Origin of the sequence: Anaerococcus sp. Marseille-P9784 (assembly GCF_902500265.1) — a bacterium.
Classification (GTDB): domain Bacteria; phylum Bacillota; class Clostridia; order Tissierellales; family Peptoniphilaceae; genus Anaerococcus.
The window spans coordinates 384,687-401,442 of the sequence record NZ_CABVOZ010000001.1; the positions used below are offsets into that span (position 1 = coordinate 384,687).

Consider the following 16,756-nt stretch of genomic DNA (forward strand, 5'->3'; position numbering starts at 1 on the left):
GTAGGATAGGACAAAGAAATACCAGGGCTAGTTTAGTTCTAACTCTGGTATTAGGTCCAACTTTGTGGGGTCACCTTATTATAGGGCTTTTTCTCGAAATTTTTTCTCGTAATAATTCATATAACTAGTCTTTTATTTTTCCTTAGAATATAGATTTTACTGATTTGCTATCTTTTTCTTCTTTGATTTTTTCTAGGAATTCTTCTAATGAAACATCTTTTGTTTCTTCTCCATCTCTATTTCTAACTGTTAATAGTTTTGAGCTTTCTTCTTTTTCTCCAACTACTAGCATGTAGTTTGCACGCATTAGTTGTGCTTGACGGATTTTGTATCCTACTCCCTCGCTTCTCTTATCCACCTTTACTCTAAAGTTATTCTCTTTGATTTTCTTTGCCAAATTTTCTGCCGTTTCTAGGAATTTATCGCTTACTGGAATTATTACTACTTGTTCTGGATTTAGCCATAGTGGGAATCTTCCAGCAAAATGTTCTGTCAAAACTCCTATAAATCTTTCGATTGATCCAAGCAAAGCTCTGTGAAGCATTACTGGTCTTTTCTTTTCGCCATCTTCGTCAATGTATGTTAGGTCAAAGTTTTGTGGTAATTGGAAGTCTAGTTGGATTGTTCCACATTGCCATTCTCTTTTGGCTGCGTCTAGTAGATGGAAGTCTATTTTTGGTCCGTAGAAGGCTCCATCGCCAGGATTTAGTTCGTAATCAATTCCACGTTCTTCAAGGGCTGCTTTAAGTTGTTCTTCTGCAAAATCCCAATCCTTTAGTTCGCCCATATAATCGTCAGGTCTTGTTGATAGTTCCAAAGTATATTTAAAGCCAAATGTAGAATACAATAAATCAGCAAGATCTATCATTTTATAAACTTCATCTTTGATTTGACTTGGCAAACAATAAACGTGAGCATCATCTTGAGTAAAAGTTCTAACTCTGAAAAGTCCATGTAAGGTTCCAGAAAGTTCGTGTCTGTGAACTTGGCCATATTCTGCAAGTCTTATTGGAAGATCTCTATAAGAATGTTGGTTGTAGGCATAAGTTAAAACTGAACCTGGGCAATTCATTGGTTTTATTGCATAGTCTTCGCCATCAATTTTTGTAAAGTACATATTTTCTTTGTAATGATCCCAGTGACCTGATCTATGCCACAAAGCTTCATTTAATATTAGTGGGGTTTTGATTTCTCCATAGCCATTTGCTTCTAGAACACTTGTCCACCAACCCAAAAGTTCGTTTCTTAGAATCATTCCATTTGGATGGAAAAATGGGAATCCCGGTCCTTCTTCGTGGAAGGAGAATAAGTCCATCTCACGACCAATTTTTCTATGATCTCTACGTTCAATTTCTTTTTGTAATTCTTTCCATTCTTCTAATTCTTTAGCTTTTTCAAAAGAAATTCCATAAATTCTTTGTAGCATTTGGCGGTCAGAATCGCCTCTCCAATAAGCGCCAGCTATTGTTTTAAGTTTTACTGCCTTGATTTTTTTTGTATATTCAAGATGTGGTCCACGGCAAAGATCTGTAAATGCATCTCCCATTTTGTATAGAGTTATCATTTCATCTTCTGGCAAATCTTCTATAAGCTCAATTTTATAATCTTGTCCATTTTCTTTAAAATATTTTAAAGCCTCAGCTCTTGATATTTCAACTCTTTCAAGTTTTATATCTTTTTTTGCAATCTCAAGCATTTTTGCTTCTATTTTTTCAAAATCTTCTGGAACAAATCTATGTTCAGTTTCCATATCATAGTAGAAACCATCGTCAATTGCTGGTCCTATAGCAAATTTTGTATCATTCCACAATTCTTTGATAGCTGCTGCCATTAAATGGCTTGTTGTATGCCAGAAAATTTTCTTTCCTTCAATATCGTCAAATTTTACAACTCTAAAATCACTATCTTCATTGATAGGTTCTAAATATCCCTTGGTTTCTCCATTGACAACAGCTCCAAGTGCTGATCTATAAAGACCCTCAGAAATATCTTTTGTAACTTCTCCTACGCTTATGCCTTCTTCATATTCTCTTATTGATTCGTCTGGTAATTTTATTTTTATCATATGCTCTCCTTTTTTTACAAATAAAAAACCGCCCTCTATCGTTTCCGATATAAGGACGGGATTATCCGTGGTTCCACCTAATTTTTTACTCATTTACGTCTTAACGCGACAAACTCGTTTTAATTTCTTAAAAAACTCCGGGGTGGTTTTGGGTAAAAGTTTGATCAAGAATTCTCAGCTAACATCTTTTCTCTGTAAATTTCCCTAATACTTACTGCCCCATCACAGTTATAATATATTTTTAATTTACCACATCGGATAATTTTTGCAAATATTATTTGCTTACTATTTATATGAATAAAATTTTACTAGCATTAACAGAATTTATTAATTATTTAGAAAGAACTTCTTCATATTCCTTAATTGCTTCGTAAGCTTGTTTTTGTAAATTATTTGCTTCTTTTAATAGTTTTTCTAACTTGCCTAAAACATTTTTTACAGTATTTGGTGTATTTTCTAATAAGAATTTACAAGCTTCAACTTTTATTTGGTTTAATCTTAATGAATTTTTGATAGAATTGAGATTATTGACAAGGCTCTTTCTTTGGTAATTACCTTCTTTGATGAATTTATAGCCTTTTTTTACAAAAATTTTATCTGTTGAATTTTTAGCATTTGCCAATTGACTTTCTTTATAATTTAGGTAATTTTGAGCTTTTTCTACTTCCTTTTTGGCATTATCTAATTCTTTTTGAGCTTCTAATTTTTTCTGATTTTCGTCATCTAGCTTTTTCTTTAATTCTTTTTCTCTGTTTTTAGCTTTTTCATAATCTTTATTCAAAATTTCTTTTTCTTTTTGTATCTTCTCTAACTTTTCTTTGGCTGTTTTTATTTTTTGGTCGATATTTTTATCTTCTGGTGATTTTTTTAGTTTTTTTATTGTTTCTTCTAAATCTTTAATCTTTTTATCAGTTTCATTCTTTTTACTTTCTGCCTTTTTCAAGTTTTCTTTAGCTTCTTCTAGTTCTTTTTCTGCTTTTTTTGATGTTTCTATTTGTTTTTCTACTTCTTTTTGTTTTTCCAAAAGTTTTGCCTTAGCAGCATCAATTTGCTCTTGTATTTTTTTATTTTCTTGGTCAATTTGCTCTAAAATTTTACTTAATTCTTCAATTTTGTTTCTATTTTTTTCAAGAGTTTCTATCATGGCCTTTGAGCCTTCTATGGCCTTGGCATATGCGCTAAGTTTTTCTTCTTCCCCTAAAACTAATTTTAGTGTTTCTTCTTTGTTTACCAAGTCAGTTGATAATTCTTTTAAAGTTTTTATTGCTTGGTTGAATTTTTCTTCATTTTCTTTAATCTCTTTGTTGATTTCTTCTTCTGAGTCAATAAAATTTTTGTCATATAATTTTGCTTTGCTATTTTTTAGTCCTTGGCTTGCTATTGTCAAATCATCCCAAGCTTTGGCAAGTTTTTCCTTAGCTTTCATATAATTATTTTCAGCTGCGCTTTTTTGCGTTTTTACAGCATCTGCTTTTGCTTTAGCTTCATTAATTTTCTCATCAATATTTGAAGATTTTATCTCGCCTTTTTTGATATTATCTATTAGATTATTTTTTGCTTGTTTTTCACTTTGCTCTATTATAGAATTAATTACTTTGTCAAATCCATTGCTATAATCTTTAACTTTCTCAAAATCAGTTTCAGCTTTTTCGTATAAAGCTTTGTACTTTTCATCTACTTGGCCTTTTATTTCATCTATATTTGCAATTTTTTGTTTTATTTGTTCAATTTGATTTTCTTTTTCTTTGTATTCTTCTGTGTCTTTTTGAAGATTTGCTAATTCTTCTTCCGCTTTAGCTTTTTCTTTGTTAAGTTCTGCTAAGTTTTTGTTATTTGCTTCAAAATCTTTTATATTTCCATATAGATCATTTATTTGATCCTTGCTTTGGTCGAGATTATTTCTTGAATTACTAAGAATTTCTTGAGATTCTTTTATCTTTTGGCGAACGTCTGTTAAATCTTCTTTGCTAGCTTCTAAGTAGTTTTTATCTAAATCTTTAGCTTCTTGTAAATCCTTGTTAGTTTTATCTTTTTTATCTTTATTTTCTTGGATTTTTGGATCATTATTTATTTTATCTAAAAGATCTTTTTCTTTTTGCTCAATTTCTTTGGCTTCATTTAGAGCATTTTTGGCTTTGTTAAATTTTTCTTCTTGAGCATTTTTATCATTTTGAGCATTTTCTAATTCCTTATCTATTTTTTCTTTATCTTTTTTAGCTATTTCTAGGTCTTTAATAGCTTGTTCTAGCTTTTTTGAACTTTCTTCTTGATTTTCTTTTTCTTTGATAAATTCATCTAAATTAGTTTTAGCTTCTTTTTCATTTTTGCTTGCTTCTTCTAGTTTTTTTCTAGCATTTTCGCTTTGGAGTTTTGCTTTTTCATATTCTTCTGCTGCTTTATTGTATTGTTTATCTATGAGATTTTTCTTTGTTTCTTTATTTTTCAAATCATTTTTAGCTTTTATTAGATCTATTTTTGCTTTATCTAATTCTTTTTCCAATGTTTCTATTGTTGAATTTTTTACTTTAATGCTTTGTTTTTCTTCTATCGGACTTTCGAGTTTTGTATCAGCTTTTGAGTTTAGGCTTGGCATAATCATATTAAATCCCATTGCCATTAATAGTACGCTTGCTAATTTTTTGTTTTTATTTTTCATATATATTTCTCCTTTATAAGTATATGATTTATATTTTTCTTATTGCCTAAGAAAATTTGTAGAGTAAGCAATAAAATAAATCATATTTTTTATATTATAAGAATTTTTCTATTAAATTTGCTTAAAGATGAATTTTTTTATCTAAAATATGGCAGTAAGATAAATATCTGGTAAAGTCATTTCAAAATAACTATATATAAGAAAGGATATATTATGGCAAAGACAGTTTTACTAAGAATTGATGATAGACTAATGCATGGTCAAATAGGAAAAAGTTGGCTTAAAGAAGTTGGAGCTGACATTATCGTTGTAGTTAACGATAAAACTTTTATGGATGAAAATTCTCAAAAGCTTATGGAAATTGTAACACCACTTAATACTAAAATTTATTTTTTAACAGTTGAAAAAGCAATTAAGGAATTAGGCAATTTAGAAGATGATACTGAAGCTTTAGTTCTTGTAGAAAATCCAAAAGATGCCCTTTCCCTAGTAGAAAATGGACTTGATATTGATATGGTAAATGTTGGTAATATGAGTAGAAAATACTACAAGAAAAAAGTAAATGAAACAGTATACGTAGACGATGACGATATAGCTTGCTTTAAAGAATTAAAAGATTTAGGGAAAACCCTAGACATTAGAGCTCTTTCTACCGATAAGGCCGACAACGACGATAAAATTTTTAACTAATTTTATTAATAATTTTATTTTTTGTCCGATTTTCTTGTTAGAATTTGACTTTTAATGTATAATATAGACAATAGAAGACTATAATTTTAATTACAAGGAGATATGATGGCATTTGCAGAAAAACTTAGAGATTTAAGAGAAGCTAAAAATATGACCCAAGAAGAGCTTGCAAAATATTGCGATGTTTCTTTAAAGACAATCTCAAGATATGAATCAGGTCAAAGTAAGCCTAGGTACAGAAAAACTTACGATGCTTTGGCCAAAGCTTTGGATACAAGTCACGATTATTTGGTAACAGATGAGGATGATTTTATCTTAAGAGCCTATGAACGTTATGGAGCAAAGGGTGCAAGAGATGCTAAAGAGCTTGTAGACGGTGTAATTGGACTAATGGCTGGTGGCGAATTGCCAGAAGAAGACAAAAAAGCAATCCTTGATGCAATAAGCGAGGCTTATTATATAGCCAAAAATGAAAATAAAAAATATGGATCAAAAAAGAGGAAATAGATGTCAGTTTTATACGATCAAATTTTCCTCGATACAAAAAAGATCATAAAAAAATACAAGACCAGAGACCCCAGGGAAATTTTAGAAGCAAAAGGTGTGTTTCTTATTCCCTTTAAAAGTCCAACAAAGGTTTTGGGTATGTATAAAATTATCAAAAAAAATCGTTTTGTATTTTATAACCCTCATTTATCTGATCCATTATTAAATATGGTATTAGCCCACGAACTTGGTCATGATATTTACCACAAAGACGAACTTTCTTATCAAATGGCAGAATATGAACTCTTTGATATAAGAACGGATATGGAAATTGAGGCCAATATTTTTGCTGCCCACCTATTGATAAACGAAAAAACTTTGCTAGAGGATATAAAATTAGGTTATTCCTACAATCAGTTGGCAAGTTTATATGAGGTAAATGTAAATCTTATGATTTTTAAATTAAACGAAATGCATAGGATGGGTATGCCAATAAAACAAAATGAAGCTGACCCAAAGTTTTTTGCAGAAATTGACGGCAGCATCGAGGAAGATTATTACAATTACTAATGATAGAAAAAATTACAGAACTTGCCAAAGAAATTTTAAAAAATGAAAAAAGTGTAAATATAGCAGTGGATATGACTGCTGGCAATGGTTATGATAGCAAATTTATCCTCGATAAGCTAAAACCTACTATGCTTTATGCCTTTGATATCCAAGCTAAAGCTAAGGAAAATACACAAAAACTTATAGGAAATAGAGAAAATTTTACCTTTATTTTAGATAGTCATGAAAATATCGACAAATATATTAAGGAAAAAATTGATTTGGCTATTTATAATCTAGGTTATTTGCCAAAAGCCGACAAAAATATTACCACCAATAAAACTTCCACCATAAATAGTCTAAAAAAACTTTTAGCTATCTTAAACAAGGACGGAAAAATTTTTATCAGTGTTTATCCAGGTCATGAAGAAGGAAAATTAGAAGCAGATACCCTTGACACATATCTTAAAAATTTGGATCAAAAACTTTTCACAGTCCTAAAGCTATCGTATCCAAATCAAAAAAACACCCCACCATATCTTTATATTATAAGCAAAAAATAGTGGCAATCTTTCGCCACTATTTTTTAATTATAGAAAATTCTATTTTACAACCATATAAGTATCGCCAATTTTCTTGATCGTTGAATTTTTTAGACCTGTATCCATTGTTGTAAGTCCTAAAGGTCTATTTTTATCTTCATCTATGATTCTACTGTATCTCATTTGTTCATCGCTTTTTAGAAAATAATCATAAATAACAAAATCATCAAGGTTAGTCACATAACCATCGTCAAATCTTATAGTTGGATCATCCCAAGTTGCATCGACATTCATCCAATTTCCGTCAATTTTTACCATATTCCATATATGTGGCTCTGAATTTTTTTTAGATATTCCAGTTGCATATCTTACTTCAAGGCCTGAAAGATTTGCTAGCTTGTCAAACAAGGTAGCATAGGCATTGCAAACTCCGCCATTTCCAAAGAGAATACTTGCTGGATTATAAATAGAATATCCACCACTTCTACTTTTGCTATCTCCAAGATTGTATTGATTTTGAGTTACTACAAAATCGTGGATTTTTAAAGCTTTATCAAAGTCAGAATCAAAGGGACTGATATTATTTTGCACCCAATTATTGGCAAAATCCTCAATATTTTTCTCAACTTCTTGATTTTCTCTGTAAGTAACTATTAATCTTGCAGAGTCTATATAAATTTTACTTCCATTTGACATTTCTGAATTATATTTGCTAGAAACATTGGCTTTTTCGTAAATGCTATAGAAAAAATACGGATCTTCCTTGCAAGTTTCTAGAAAATATTGGGAAATTTGGTCGTTATCTGCATAAGAATTGATATTTACTGTAAAATCTGTCTTTCTTTGCCTTAAATTTTCTCTTATTTGATTTTTTGCTCTTATAGCTAAAGTATCTTCGCTGCCGTATTTTCTTTTGAAAGCATAAACTTCATCTAAAGTTTCTTGAGATTTTTTCAGAAGAACTTTAAGCTTTTTTTTAACACTTCCCTTAACTGTATTAGGATAATTTTCAAGTAAGTACCTGGCTGCAGCAACTTTTGCTTCAAGTTTGCTCGGATCTAAATTATCTGCTAATTCTTTATTTGTAATGGCATAAGCCATATTTTTTTCGCCTAAATTTGCTGGCATTATTAAAGCCAGAGCAAAAATTATTGCAAGAATTTTTCTTTTCACTTTTACCTCTTTAAATTTGTATTTACTAAAATTATACGATTTTTAAGATTTTTATAAAGATAGGATAAGAAAAAACACCCCAGAGGGTGTTTAATCTTAATAATCTAATTATTTTTTTAGCTCTTTTAATATTTTTTGTGATTCTTCTACTAGATGTTGAGAATCTTCTAAGATTTTTTCTAGTTTATCTTTAACTTTGCTTACAGTTTTAGGGTAGTTTGTTAGCAAATCTTTGGCTGCTGCAGCTTGTTTTTGATTTAGAGCTATAGCATCTTCGAGTCTTATGATATAAGCTTTTCTATTGTTTTCTTTTATGAATGTATCTTTTGCATTTTTAAGATCTTTAGCTTGTTTCAAAAATTCGTAGTTGCTTGTTTTGTCATCTTCTACAAGTTTTTTGGCATAATTATATTCAAGTTTTAGATCATCGTAATATTTTTTGTTATAGTCATATCTACCAATTGTTTCTAGGGCATTTTTAGCTTCATATATTTGAATTTCTAGTCCTACCCTATATTTTGCTTTTTCCATAATTGGATTTGTTTTATCAGCAATCTCGCTTTTTGCCTTGCGTATTTGCTCATAAATTTCCTTAAATTGTTCTTCTGTTGAATTTTGATCTTCTACTAAAGATTTAGCAGTATCCATTGCCAAAACATAAACTAACTTTAGGGCATCGTTTGAATCTTTGTAATCTTCGCTTTCTTTATAATTAGCATCTTCTTTGATATATCCTAACAAAAGATCTTTGTAAGATGTTTCTTCGCCTTGTGCAAAACTTACATTTGAATAGGATTTTTCACCAGCAAGTCCTGTCAAGGAAAATACTAATGCTAATCCAATAGCTGCGATTTTTTTAGTTTTAATCATTGTTGCTCCTTAAATATTTAATTGCTTTAATAGGCTTTCAGCTTCTTTTACAAGAGTTTCTGAACTTTTTAGTATATTTTGAAGTTTGCCTTTTACTTTTGCAACTGTTTTTGGATAATTTGTTAGTAAATCTCTTGCCATATTAGCCTTTATTTTGTTATCATTCAAAGCTTTTTCCAACTGATTTTTGGTATTTATTTTTTCAGCAATTTTTATCATGGCATCTTTGATATCTTTTTTAGCCTTATTTACCATAGCTGTTGCATCTCTAAGTTCATCATAACTCGCATCTTTTTTTGCCAAAACAAGTTTTGCATTTGCTATGGCTTTTTCATACTCACTTTTTAGCTCTTGGCTTGTGTAAGTATAGTAAACTTCTGAATTTACAACTTTTATTGTATCATCAACTGCTTTTTGCAATTGAACTCTTTGATTTTCTGGGGTATTTACATTTTCATCGATGCTTGTTGCAAGGGCTTTGTTATTTTCCATGTTAAAGCTCATTAGCAAAAAGCTTAGTGCAAAAATTGAAACTAACAACTTATTTTTAATTTTCATTGTTAAAAACTCCCTCTAATAGGAAATAAAAAGTTTAGCTACTTCTTATCCTCTAGTTTTCTCATATTTAGCTAAGTAAGCATCTACTTCTTTGATTATAGCTTTTGAATCTTTAATTAGCTTTTCTAATTTGCCTTTAACTTTTTTAACTGTATCTGGTGTGTTTTCTAGTAACCATTGTGCAGCAGAAACTTTTGTTTCGTTAGATTTTTTAGCAGCTTTTAATTCTTCTATTAGTTTTGCTAGTTCTTTTTCTTCTTTAGTATCAACTTTTACTAATGATTTTTTAGCTTCTTGTAAAGCTTCAAGGCTTGTTTTGTATTGGTTTAGAGTTGAATTTGCAGATTCAGCTGTTGTTTTTGCTGCAAGTAAAGCTTTCTTAAATACATTGTAAGATTTTTCAGTATACAAAGATTTATCTAATTTTTCTGCTTCAGCGATTTCTTTTTTAAGATCTTCAAATACTTTTTCCTTATCGGAAGAGTTTATAATGTCATTTCTAGCATCTTTTAAAGCTTTTAGGGCATCGTTGTATACTTTTGCACTAACATTGTCACCTTCTAATAGGACTTTATAAGCATCTGTCTTTGCCTTATCATAAGCTTCTTTTTGAGCTTTTGTTGCTTTTTTGTAGTAAGTATCTTTGAATTCTTTATCCTTGTAATATAGGTCAAATAATTCAGAATTATCTACTGCTTTACCATCTAGAGCTGCCTTTTTTTCTTCAGCATATTTTAATGCTTCATTTAATTTACTAATAGCTTCCTCGTATTGGCTTTCTTTTGTATAATCTTTTACTTTGTCATCACTATAATCACTTAGTGTTTTAATTAAATTGTTTAAATGTAGTGAAAATTCATATTTTGCACTTTCTTTTGTAGCGTTTTTATAAAGAACTGAATCTGTAACTTTTTTTAGCTCTTTGTATTTACTATTTGCAGTATCATAAGCTTTTTTATATTTTGCTTTTGCAGCATCTAATTCTGAAACTACTATAGTTGTACCAGTTGTTGAGCTTGCGTGAGATATGTTGTTTGCTGGTAGTAAAAAAGATACTCCAAGTGCTAAAACTAGTCCTGCTTTTAAATATTTTTTATTTTTCATAAATTTCTCCTTTTTATTTTTAGAATATTTTTATTTTACTTCTTTATTTTTTTAATAAATCTTGGTATTTTTCTGGAATACTTACTTTTGAAATTGTAACTTCTTCACCTGTTAATATTTTCAATAATTCAGCTGCATCTTTTCTTAATTCGTCAGAATTAACAAGTAATTTTACTAACTTTTCTTCTTTCCCTTTTATAGTTTTTGGATATTTGTTTAAAATTTCTTCTAAGGCTTTCACAATAATATCATTTTTTCTTAGTGATTCTCTTAGATTTTTTACATAATCCTTTTCTTCAGATTTTTCTTCGTTTTTGCCATGAACTACAGATTCTGTAGTTGTTGTAGTAGTTTCTCCACCATTTGGAACATCTAGTCTTTCTCTTGGAGTTGGAGTATTTCCTGTCAATATATCCATCTGATCCATATTGTCATAGATTTTGTTTAAAATATTTCTGGCATCAGCTTCTGTTGCGTAGGATACACTTGCTCCTAGACTTGTTAGGCAAAGAGCCATAGCTCCAATTTTAATAATGTTTTTAGTTTTCATATTAAACTCCTTACAATATTGTTACAATCTTGTATTAAATATGTACCCAAATATTTTCGCACCAATCTTTTTTTCTTGTTTTTTTAATATTAATTTTAATTAAGGTCCCAAAATAGGACCTTAATTTTGTTTTTATTGTCCTAAGCTATCAAGAACTGCTTGAGCTTCTTCTAGTAAATTGTTTGAATTTTCAAGCATTTCTTCAAGTTCAGGTTTGATATTTGCCACTTGTTCTGGAGCCATATCTAACAATAATTCTATTGCACGAGCCTTAGTTCTATTGTCAAAAATTGCTTGTTCAAGACTAGCTTTTGCATCTACATCAGCGTTTGAATTTTCAGCCATTTCTTCGTCTGTATTTTCAGAGTCTTGATCTGTTGATTCTTCATTGCCAGGATTTTCATCTTTGTTTTCTGCATCTTTATCATCTGTTGCATTTTCTGTTACAGGTGCTTCTTCTTTTGGCACTTCATTGTCTTTTCCATTGCTCATAAGCTTGTCACAGCCTGTAAGAGTAAAGCAAGCAATAAGAGCTGCTAGTAAAATTTTCTTTGTTTTCATAATTTTCTCCTTATTTTTATTTATTTTTCTTGTTTTTGTCTTTTTTTCCTAATATGAAATATCCGCCCAAAGCTACTACTAGAATTCCTAATATTGGTGCCAATGATTCTATACCAGTTCTTACTATTGAACCAGGGTTTACTGTATTTGGCACTTTTCTTGTTGTGGTAATTGGAGTTGTCGTTGTAATTGGTGTAGTTGTTCTTACTATCGCATTTGCTCCAGCTTTTGGAATTGCATTAGTCAATTCTTTTTCAGCTTCAATTAAATCATCCATTGTTTTGTCAGATTTGATTAAGCTTTCGATTTTTTCTTTTATACTAGCTTTAAGTTTTAAATCTGTAATCTTTGATGCATTGTCATTGTAATTATTAACTAAAGCTTCTAAGCGTTTATCGAATTTGTCGCCATCTAATTTTTCTTTGGCTTCTAGTAATCCATCTTTAGCTTTTTTGAGATCTTCGTCTTTGCTATCTTTTTGTTCTATAAGTTTTTTTGCATCTGCCAAAGCCTTATTATAAGCTTCTCTTAGGCTCTTTTGAGCTTTTTGATATTTTTTGCTAGCTTTTAGATCCAAATCTTCAGCTATCAACTTTTCGATTATTTCTTTTTCGGAAATAGTAGCACTTGGCTTTTCTACTTCTGGATTTTTGTTATTTATGATTTCTTGGAATTCTTTAACATTAAGAGCTGCTTCAAGATCGCTTAAAATTGATTCTAACTCATCTTTTTTAGTTTCAGTGTTTATATTTCTTACACGATCTACAGCTTTTTTAAGTCTATCTCTTGCAATTTGTGGAGTATTTTGGAAAGCTTTGCTTTGGTATAATTTTTCCACATTTTCCATTTTCATTGTAATCTTAAAGGTAAGTATATTTTCTTCATTAGGATTGTTGATAGTTATTATTGCATTGTCGAGCTTTTGGCTTAGAAGTTTCATAGCAGCATAATCTTTTGATTTGCTTTTTAGCATTTCTTCAGCTTTTGCTAAAAGTTCGTCAAAATATTTGATTAATTCTTGCTTATCTTTTTCAGTAGAATTTTTGAAGTTTTCGTATTCTTTTCTTGCTTTTAGTGCTTTAAATGATATTACACTTCCTCTAAGGGCAAGTTCTTTATCGTTCATCTCATCATTGATGAATTTTATATATTCGCTTAACTTATCAAAATCTTCCTTATAAAATTCTTCTTTATTTTCTTTCAAATCTTTTTTGGCTTTTTCAATTAACTCTTCGTATTTACCAATAATTTCTTTTGAATTTTGGTCTGCACTTTTTGCCTTATATTTTTCAGAATTTCTAAGTTCGCCATCTTTATTGATTAAATCATTTAGCTTATCTTTATAAGATGATTCTTCCACTACGAAAATTTCTTTTTTGGCTTTATTTACATCAGCAATCGCCTTTTCAAGGTCTTCTTTGCTAACCTTGCTCTTATCATTTGCATAAGTTGCTAGGATTTCCTTAGCTTTGGAAATTGCATCATCATAGGCTTTTTTCTTATCTTCACTTGCGTTTTTGTAAGAAACTTTCTCTGTAAGTTCCTTATTTTCATTTACAAGTTCATTTAAGTCTTTGATTAATTTTTCAACGTCTGTCTTTACTTCAACTGATTGATTGTAGCCGATATTCTTTAATGCATCATTTATCAAAGCCTTTGCTTGGTCAATTTCTGATGATTTTACATCTTTTTTTATAAGTATTTGCTTAGCATCGCTAATGGTCTTATCATAAAGTTCTTGTGCATCTTTTTTAGCATTCTTGTATGCATCAGATTCTTTTACTTTATTATTTTCGTCTATAAGAGCTTTAAGCTCATCTTTTGCTTTATTAAGTTTTTCTTCTTCAGTTGTAGGTTTTTCAGATCCTGCAGTTTTTACCTGAGGTGGTTTAACGGAAAGTCTTGCAACTTTTATGGAATTTATAGCTTTTTGAATTTTTTCTAAATCTTTGTTTGTATCACTTAGAATATTTTTACCATTAGTAAGAGCACTCTTATAAGTATTTTGGGCAAGTTTGTTAGCATTTGCTATATCACTTGGATTTTCATTTACTAGATTTTCCAATTCCTTTGTAAGTCTACTAAGCTCGGTATTTTTGCTATCCAAACTTTCAAGCGCCTTATTATAGGCAGTCAAAAGCTCATCGTAATTATCTGTCAAATCTTTGCTAGAAACATTTGCAGAGCCTAAAACATTTGCCACTTTATTTATAGCATCTGATAAAGGTTTAACTATATTTATATCTTTGATGCTTGCATTTTCTGGGCTTTGAAGCTTGTTTTCTTTGTAGAAATTGTAAGCTTCTTTTTGCAAGTTCATTAATTTGTTGTGGGCGCTTGCATAAGTTTGAGCTTCAGATTTGTTGATATTTTCTAACTCATCTTCTTTAAGAGCTAATTTATCAGTATCTAATGCTTTTTCTTCGATAATTAAGCTCATAGTTTTATTAAGATCGCTATTTGCCGCATCAATTTCTTCTGTTGTTTTTTCAACATCTTCCAAAATACTTTTTGCAGAATTTATATTTTCTGCCAAAGCATTTTTGCTAGTTTCATCTAGAGTTTCTTTGGCTAATTTGTCAGCCATAGCAAGGCTTATTGAAAGAGCTTCTCTGGATTCCAAACTCTCATTAAAGCTATTTCCAAGACTTAGCTTAGCAGTTTGGATTTTTTCAAATAAAGCATTTAAGGAATCTTTGTCGTTTTTTGTATTTTCCTTAGCTTCATTTATAGCTTTTTCATAAGCTTCTTTTTCTGTTGTAGTTGAATTTTTATAAGCTTGACCATTTTTAATATTTTCAAACTCATCAACTAATTTTTGTAAATCTTCGCTAGTTTTATCTTCTTTTTGTGTAATTTCGCTAGCATAAGAAATTCTGGTAAAATTCCTGCTTGCTGGTGCAAAAGTACCAAAAGATAAAGCAATAGCTAAAACACTTGTGTAAACTTTTTTCTTGTTCATATACTCTCTCCCGGTATTTCGTAAATCTAGGCAAAATACCTATTAATAGTTACAATAATTATACAATATTAATCAAATTGTGTCAAAATAGAAATCTTTGCAAAAACTTATGAAAAGCTTAAAATTCCAACAAATAAAAGTTACAGTTCTTAAAAATATGCTTTAAGAAAATTAAAGATAAAATTATTTTAATATTTACTTTGCATATTTTCTAAAGATAGTATAATTAGTTTGTATTACACAAATGGAGGAAATTATGAAAAACAAAAAAATTTTATTAATAGCACTTGTTTTTGCTTTACTTTTGCCACAAGCAGCTTGTTCTAGCAAAAATACAAACGAAGAAAAACAAGCAACTGTAAGTGAAGAAAGCAAAAAAGAAGAAAATAAAGATGAAAATAATACAGAAGAGAAAGATGTGGAGAAAGATCCTATGCCAGCTGGAGATTGCTGTGGTGGAGCAATTGCAAACCAAGAAGAAAAATCTGAGATCTACCAAAAAGAATTTTCTTACTTGCCAGAAAGCTTTATAGAAAACTTTTCTGACAACAAAAAAGACCTAAGAACAGTTGAATATGTTGATGAGAAAAATCCAGCAAAGAAAATAACCCTACAACTTTGCGATAACGACGATACTTTCAAAGAATTTATAAAAGTTGCTGATGAAACTGAAGAAATAGACATAGCTGACCAAAAAGCTCAATTTTGGGATGATGGAGCCTTTAGATATATAGTATTGAACAAAGGTACTTACAAAATATACGCAAGAAGCACCTTGGATAAGGAAGAAACCATCAAAATTGTAGAAGCAATCAAATAAAATGATAAGCACTCTAAAAAGAGTGTTTTTTATTTTGAAAATTTTTAGCAAATAGACAATAATACTAATAAGTCTTAGAAAAGGAGAAAATATGCTAAAAATTTATCCAGTTTATTTTCTAATCTACGCCATGGCAGGCTGGCTCTTAGAAGTTGCCTTTAACGGTATAAAAAATAAAAAATACATCAACTGCGGAGTTTTAAACGGACCTTGGTGTCCCATGTATGGACTTGCAGCAATTCTTATAATCATAAGCCTTGATTTTTTCAAGATAAATAACAAGATCGCCCTATTTTTCATAAGTATGTTTGTGGCAAGCATAGTTGAATTTATCACAGGTTTTATCCTAGAAAAATTATTTGGCAAAAAATGGTGGGATTATTCTGACAGAAACTTTAATCTCTTAGGCTATATTTGCCTAGAATATTCCTTGATGTTTGCGGCAGTTGGCTTTATCTTCTACGAAGCCATCCATCCAAGCATCAGCCAATTAGTAGGAAAAATCCCGGAGAATTTCTTAATAATAACAAATGTAATAATTGGAATTGCCTTTGTAATCGATACATCCGCCACAGTAAATTCAATCCTTGGAATCAACAAGAAATTTGCCCAAATAGAAAAATCTTCCGAGAAAATAGGCGAACTTACAGATGAACTTGGAGAAAAAATCGCCGAAAAGAGCATAGAAAAAGCAGAAAAACTAACAGAAGGCAAAAAAGAAATAGATGAGAAAAAACTTGAAATTAGAGAAATCTTCGACAAATACGGAGAAAGAAGACTCCTAAAAGCCTTCCCAAACCTTATAAAAGACTTGGAAGATAAGAGAAAAGGGAGAGAAAATTAGGAAAATTTCCTAACAAAGTGAGTCGAAACATCTCTTGGTTATTATATTACAACAAATTTCTTGAGATTTTTTTGAGATCTTTCGACTTCAAACATCTAAAGATGTTTTACGCTCAAGATGCCAGAGCTTAGCACAGCATTTATCGTATTTAATGTATTCCTTATAATAGTATTCTCATTGACAAAATAACTGTCACATTGAGCCTACAAATAACCCCCTGGCATCCCGAGCGTAGTCGAGGGATCTCTTTTTATCTTCTAAAAACCAAAAAGCTCTACAGCCTAAAATTTCCCAACAAAAAACCAGCCTAGGTTTCCCTAAGCTGG

General features: G+C 30.1%; 15 protein-coding genes. 6 read left to right on the plus strand and 9 right to left on the minus strand.

Annotated elements, in window-relative coordinates:
* Window positions 1-142 precede the first annotated feature (142 nt).
* Both thrS and GAN53_RS01910 read right to left on the minus strand, forming a co-directional pair.
* Window positions 143-2,065: a threonine--tRNA ligase gene (thrS, locus tag GAN53_RS01905; RefSeq protein WP_151409324.1), complete on the minus strand. Its 1,923-nt coding sequence runs from the start codon at window positions 2,063-2,065 to the stop codon at window positions 143-145.
* 331 nt (window positions 2,066-2,396) lie between these two features.
* Window positions 2,397-4,721 carry a hypothetical protein gene (locus tag GAN53_RS01910; RefSeq protein ID WP_151409325.1) on the minus strand — a complete coding sequence of 775 codons (2,325 nt, stop codon included), beginning with the start codon at window positions 4,719-4,721 and terminating at the stop codon, window positions 2,397-2,399.
* Window positions 4,722-4,934: 213 nt separating this feature from the next.
* Between GAN53_RS01910 and GAN53_RS01915 the strand changes: the two genes are divergently transcribed.
* The 4 genes from GAN53_RS01915 to GAN53_RS01930 all read left to right on the plus strand — a co-directional run bounded on the left by GAN53_RS01915 (window position 4,935) and on the right by GAN53_RS01930 (window position 7,009).
* A complete protein-coding gene (locus GAN53_RS01915) occupies window positions 4,935-5,411 on the plus strand; it encodes a PTS system mannose/fructose/N-acetylgalactosamine-transporter subunit IIB (protein ID WP_151409326.1) in 477 nt (158 codons plus the stop codon).
* Between the two features lie 105 nt (window positions 5,412-5,516).
* Window positions 5,517-5,918, plus strand: a complete 402-nt coding sequence (locus GAN53_RS01920) for a helix-turn-helix domain-containing protein (RefSeq protein WP_151409327.1) — start codon at window positions 5,517-5,519, stop codon at window positions 5,916-5,918.
* Window positions 5,919-6,467: an ImmA/IrrE family metallo-endopeptidase gene (locus tag GAN53_RS01925; protein ID WP_151409328.1), complete on the plus strand. Its 549-nt coding sequence runs from the start codon at window positions 5,919-5,921 to the stop codon at window positions 6,465-6,467.
* Complete coding sequence (locus GAN53_RS01930; protein ID WP_151409329.1) at window positions 6,467-7,009, plus strand: tRNA (mnm(5)s(2)U34)-methyltransferase; 543 nt, start codon at window positions 6,467-6,469, stop codon at window positions 7,007-7,009. The genes GAN53_RS01925 and GAN53_RS01930 overlap by 1 nt, the downstream gene beginning before the upstream one ends.
* Before the next feature lie 39 nt (window positions 7,010-7,048).
* Here GAN53_RS01930 and GAN53_RS01935 read toward each other — a convergent pair whose 3' ends face one another.
* From GAN53_RS01935 to GAN53_RS01965, 7 genes are all read right to left on the minus strand, one after another.
* Window positions 7,049-8,161 (minus strand): transglutaminase domain-containing protein, encoded by a 1,113-nt coding sequence (locus tag GAN53_RS01935; protein WP_151409330.1) that lies wholly within the window; start codon window positions 8,159-8,161, stop codon window positions 7,049-7,051.
* Window positions 8,162-8,269: 108 nt separating this feature from the next.
* The gene (locus GAN53_RS01940; protein WP_151409331.1) at window positions 8,270-9,031 is read right to left on the minus strand and encodes a hypothetical protein; all 762 of its coding nucleotides are present in this window, start codon (window positions 9,029-9,031) and stop codon (window positions 8,270-8,272) included.
* A gap of 9 nt (window positions 9,032-9,040) precedes the next feature.
* A complete protein-coding gene (locus GAN53_RS01945; RefSeq protein ID WP_151409332.1) occupies window positions 9,041-9,589 on the minus strand; it encodes a hypothetical protein in 549 nt (182 codons plus the stop codon).
* A 45-nt stretch (window positions 9,590-9,634) separates the two neighbouring features.
* On the minus strand, window positions 9,635-10,693 hold the full coding sequence (locus GAN53_RS01950; protein ID WP_151409333.1) for a hypothetical protein: 1,059 nt from the start codon (window positions 10,691-10,693) through the stop codon (window positions 9,635-9,637).
* Window positions 10,694-10,736: 43 nt separating this feature from the next.
* The gene (locus tag GAN53_RS01955; RefSeq protein ID WP_151409334.1) at window positions 10,737-11,243 is read right to left on the minus strand and encodes a hypothetical protein; all 507 of its coding nucleotides are present in this window, start codon (window positions 11,241-11,243) and stop codon (window positions 10,737-10,739) included.
* Window positions 11,244-11,375: 132 nt separating this feature from the next.
* A complete protein-coding gene (locus tag GAN53_RS01960; RefSeq protein WP_151409335.1) occupies window positions 11,376-11,804 on the minus strand; it encodes a hypothetical protein in 429 nt (142 codons plus the stop codon).
* A 16-nt stretch (window positions 11,805-11,820) separates the two neighbouring features.
* Window positions 11,821-14,766: an FIVAR domain-containing protein gene (locus GAN53_RS01965; protein ID WP_151409336.1), complete on the minus strand. Its 2,946-nt coding sequence runs from the start codon at window positions 14,764-14,766 to the stop codon at window positions 11,821-11,823.
* A gap of 256 nt (window positions 14,767-15,022) precedes the next feature.
* On the opposite strand from GAN53_RS01965, the gene GAN53_RS01970 reads away from it, so the two are divergent.
* Entirely contained in the window at window positions 15,023-15,586 is a 564-nt protein-coding gene (locus GAN53_RS01970) for a DUF4367 domain-containing protein (RefSeq protein ID WP_192574070.1), read from the plus strand.
* A gap of 91 nt (window positions 15,587-15,677) precedes the next feature.
* Window positions 15,678-16,430 (plus strand): putative ABC transporter permease, encoded by a 753-nt coding sequence (locus GAN53_RS01975; RefSeq protein WP_151409338.1) that lies wholly within the window; start codon window positions 15,678-15,680, stop codon window positions 16,428-16,430.
* Window positions 16,431-16,756: the final 326 nt, after the last annotated feature.

Bases quoted from the DNA above. Each gene is read 5' to 3' on its own strand.
- GAN53_RS01965 (WP_151409336.1), bottom strand. From the start codon at position 14,766: ATGAACAAGAAAAAAGTTTACACAAGTGTTTTAGCTATTGCTTTATCT.
- GAN53_RS01940 (WP_151409331.1), bottom strand. From the start codon at position 9,031: ATGATTAAAACTAAAAAAATCGCAGCTATTGGATTAGCATTAGTATTT.
- GAN53_RS01975 (WP_151409338.1), top strand. From the start codon at position 15,678: ATGCTAAAAATTTATCCAGTTTATTTTCTAATCTACGCCATGGCAGGC.
- GAN53_RS01915 (WP_151409326.1), top strand. From the start codon at position 4,935: ATGGCAAAGACAGTTTTACTAAGAATTGATGATAGACTAATGCATGGT.
- GAN53_RS01970 (WP_192574070.1), top strand. From the start codon at position 15,023: ATGAAAAACAAAAAAATTTTATTAATAGCACTTGTTTTTGCTTTACTT.
- GAN53_RS01910 (WP_151409325.1), bottom strand. From the start codon at position 4,721: ATGAAAAATAAAAACAAAAAATTAGCAAGCGTACTATTAATGGCAATG.
- GAN53_RS01925 (WP_151409328.1), top strand. From the start codon at position 5,919: ATGTCAGTTTTATACGATCAAATTTTCCTCGATACAAAAAAGATCATA.
- GAN53_RS01955 (WP_151409334.1), bottom strand. From the start codon at position 11,243: ATGAAAACTAAAAACATTATTAAAATTGGAGCTATGGCTCTTTGCCTA.
- GAN53_RS01960 (WP_151409335.1), bottom strand. From the start codon at position 11,804: ATGAAAACAAAGAAAATTTTACTAGCAGCTCTTATTGCTTGCTTTACT.
- GAN53_RS01945 (WP_151409332.1), bottom strand. From the start codon at position 9,589: ATGAAAATTAAAAATAAGTTGTTAGTTTCAATTTTTGCACTAAGCTTT.
- thrS (WP_151409324.1), bottom strand. From the start codon at position 2,065: ATGATAAAAATAAAATTACCAGACGAATCAATAAGAGAATATGAAGAA.
- GAN53_RS01950 (WP_151409333.1), bottom strand. From the start codon at position 10,693: ATGAAAAATAAAAAATATTTAAAAGCAGGACTAGTTTTAGCACTTGGA.
- GAN53_RS01920 (WP_151409327.1), top strand. From the start codon at position 5,517: ATGGCATTTGCAGAAAAACTTAGAGATTTAAGAGAAGCTAAAAATATG.
- GAN53_RS01930 (WP_151409329.1), top strand. From the start codon at position 6,467: ATGATAGAAAAAATTACAGAACTTGCCAAAGAAATTTTAAAAAATGAA.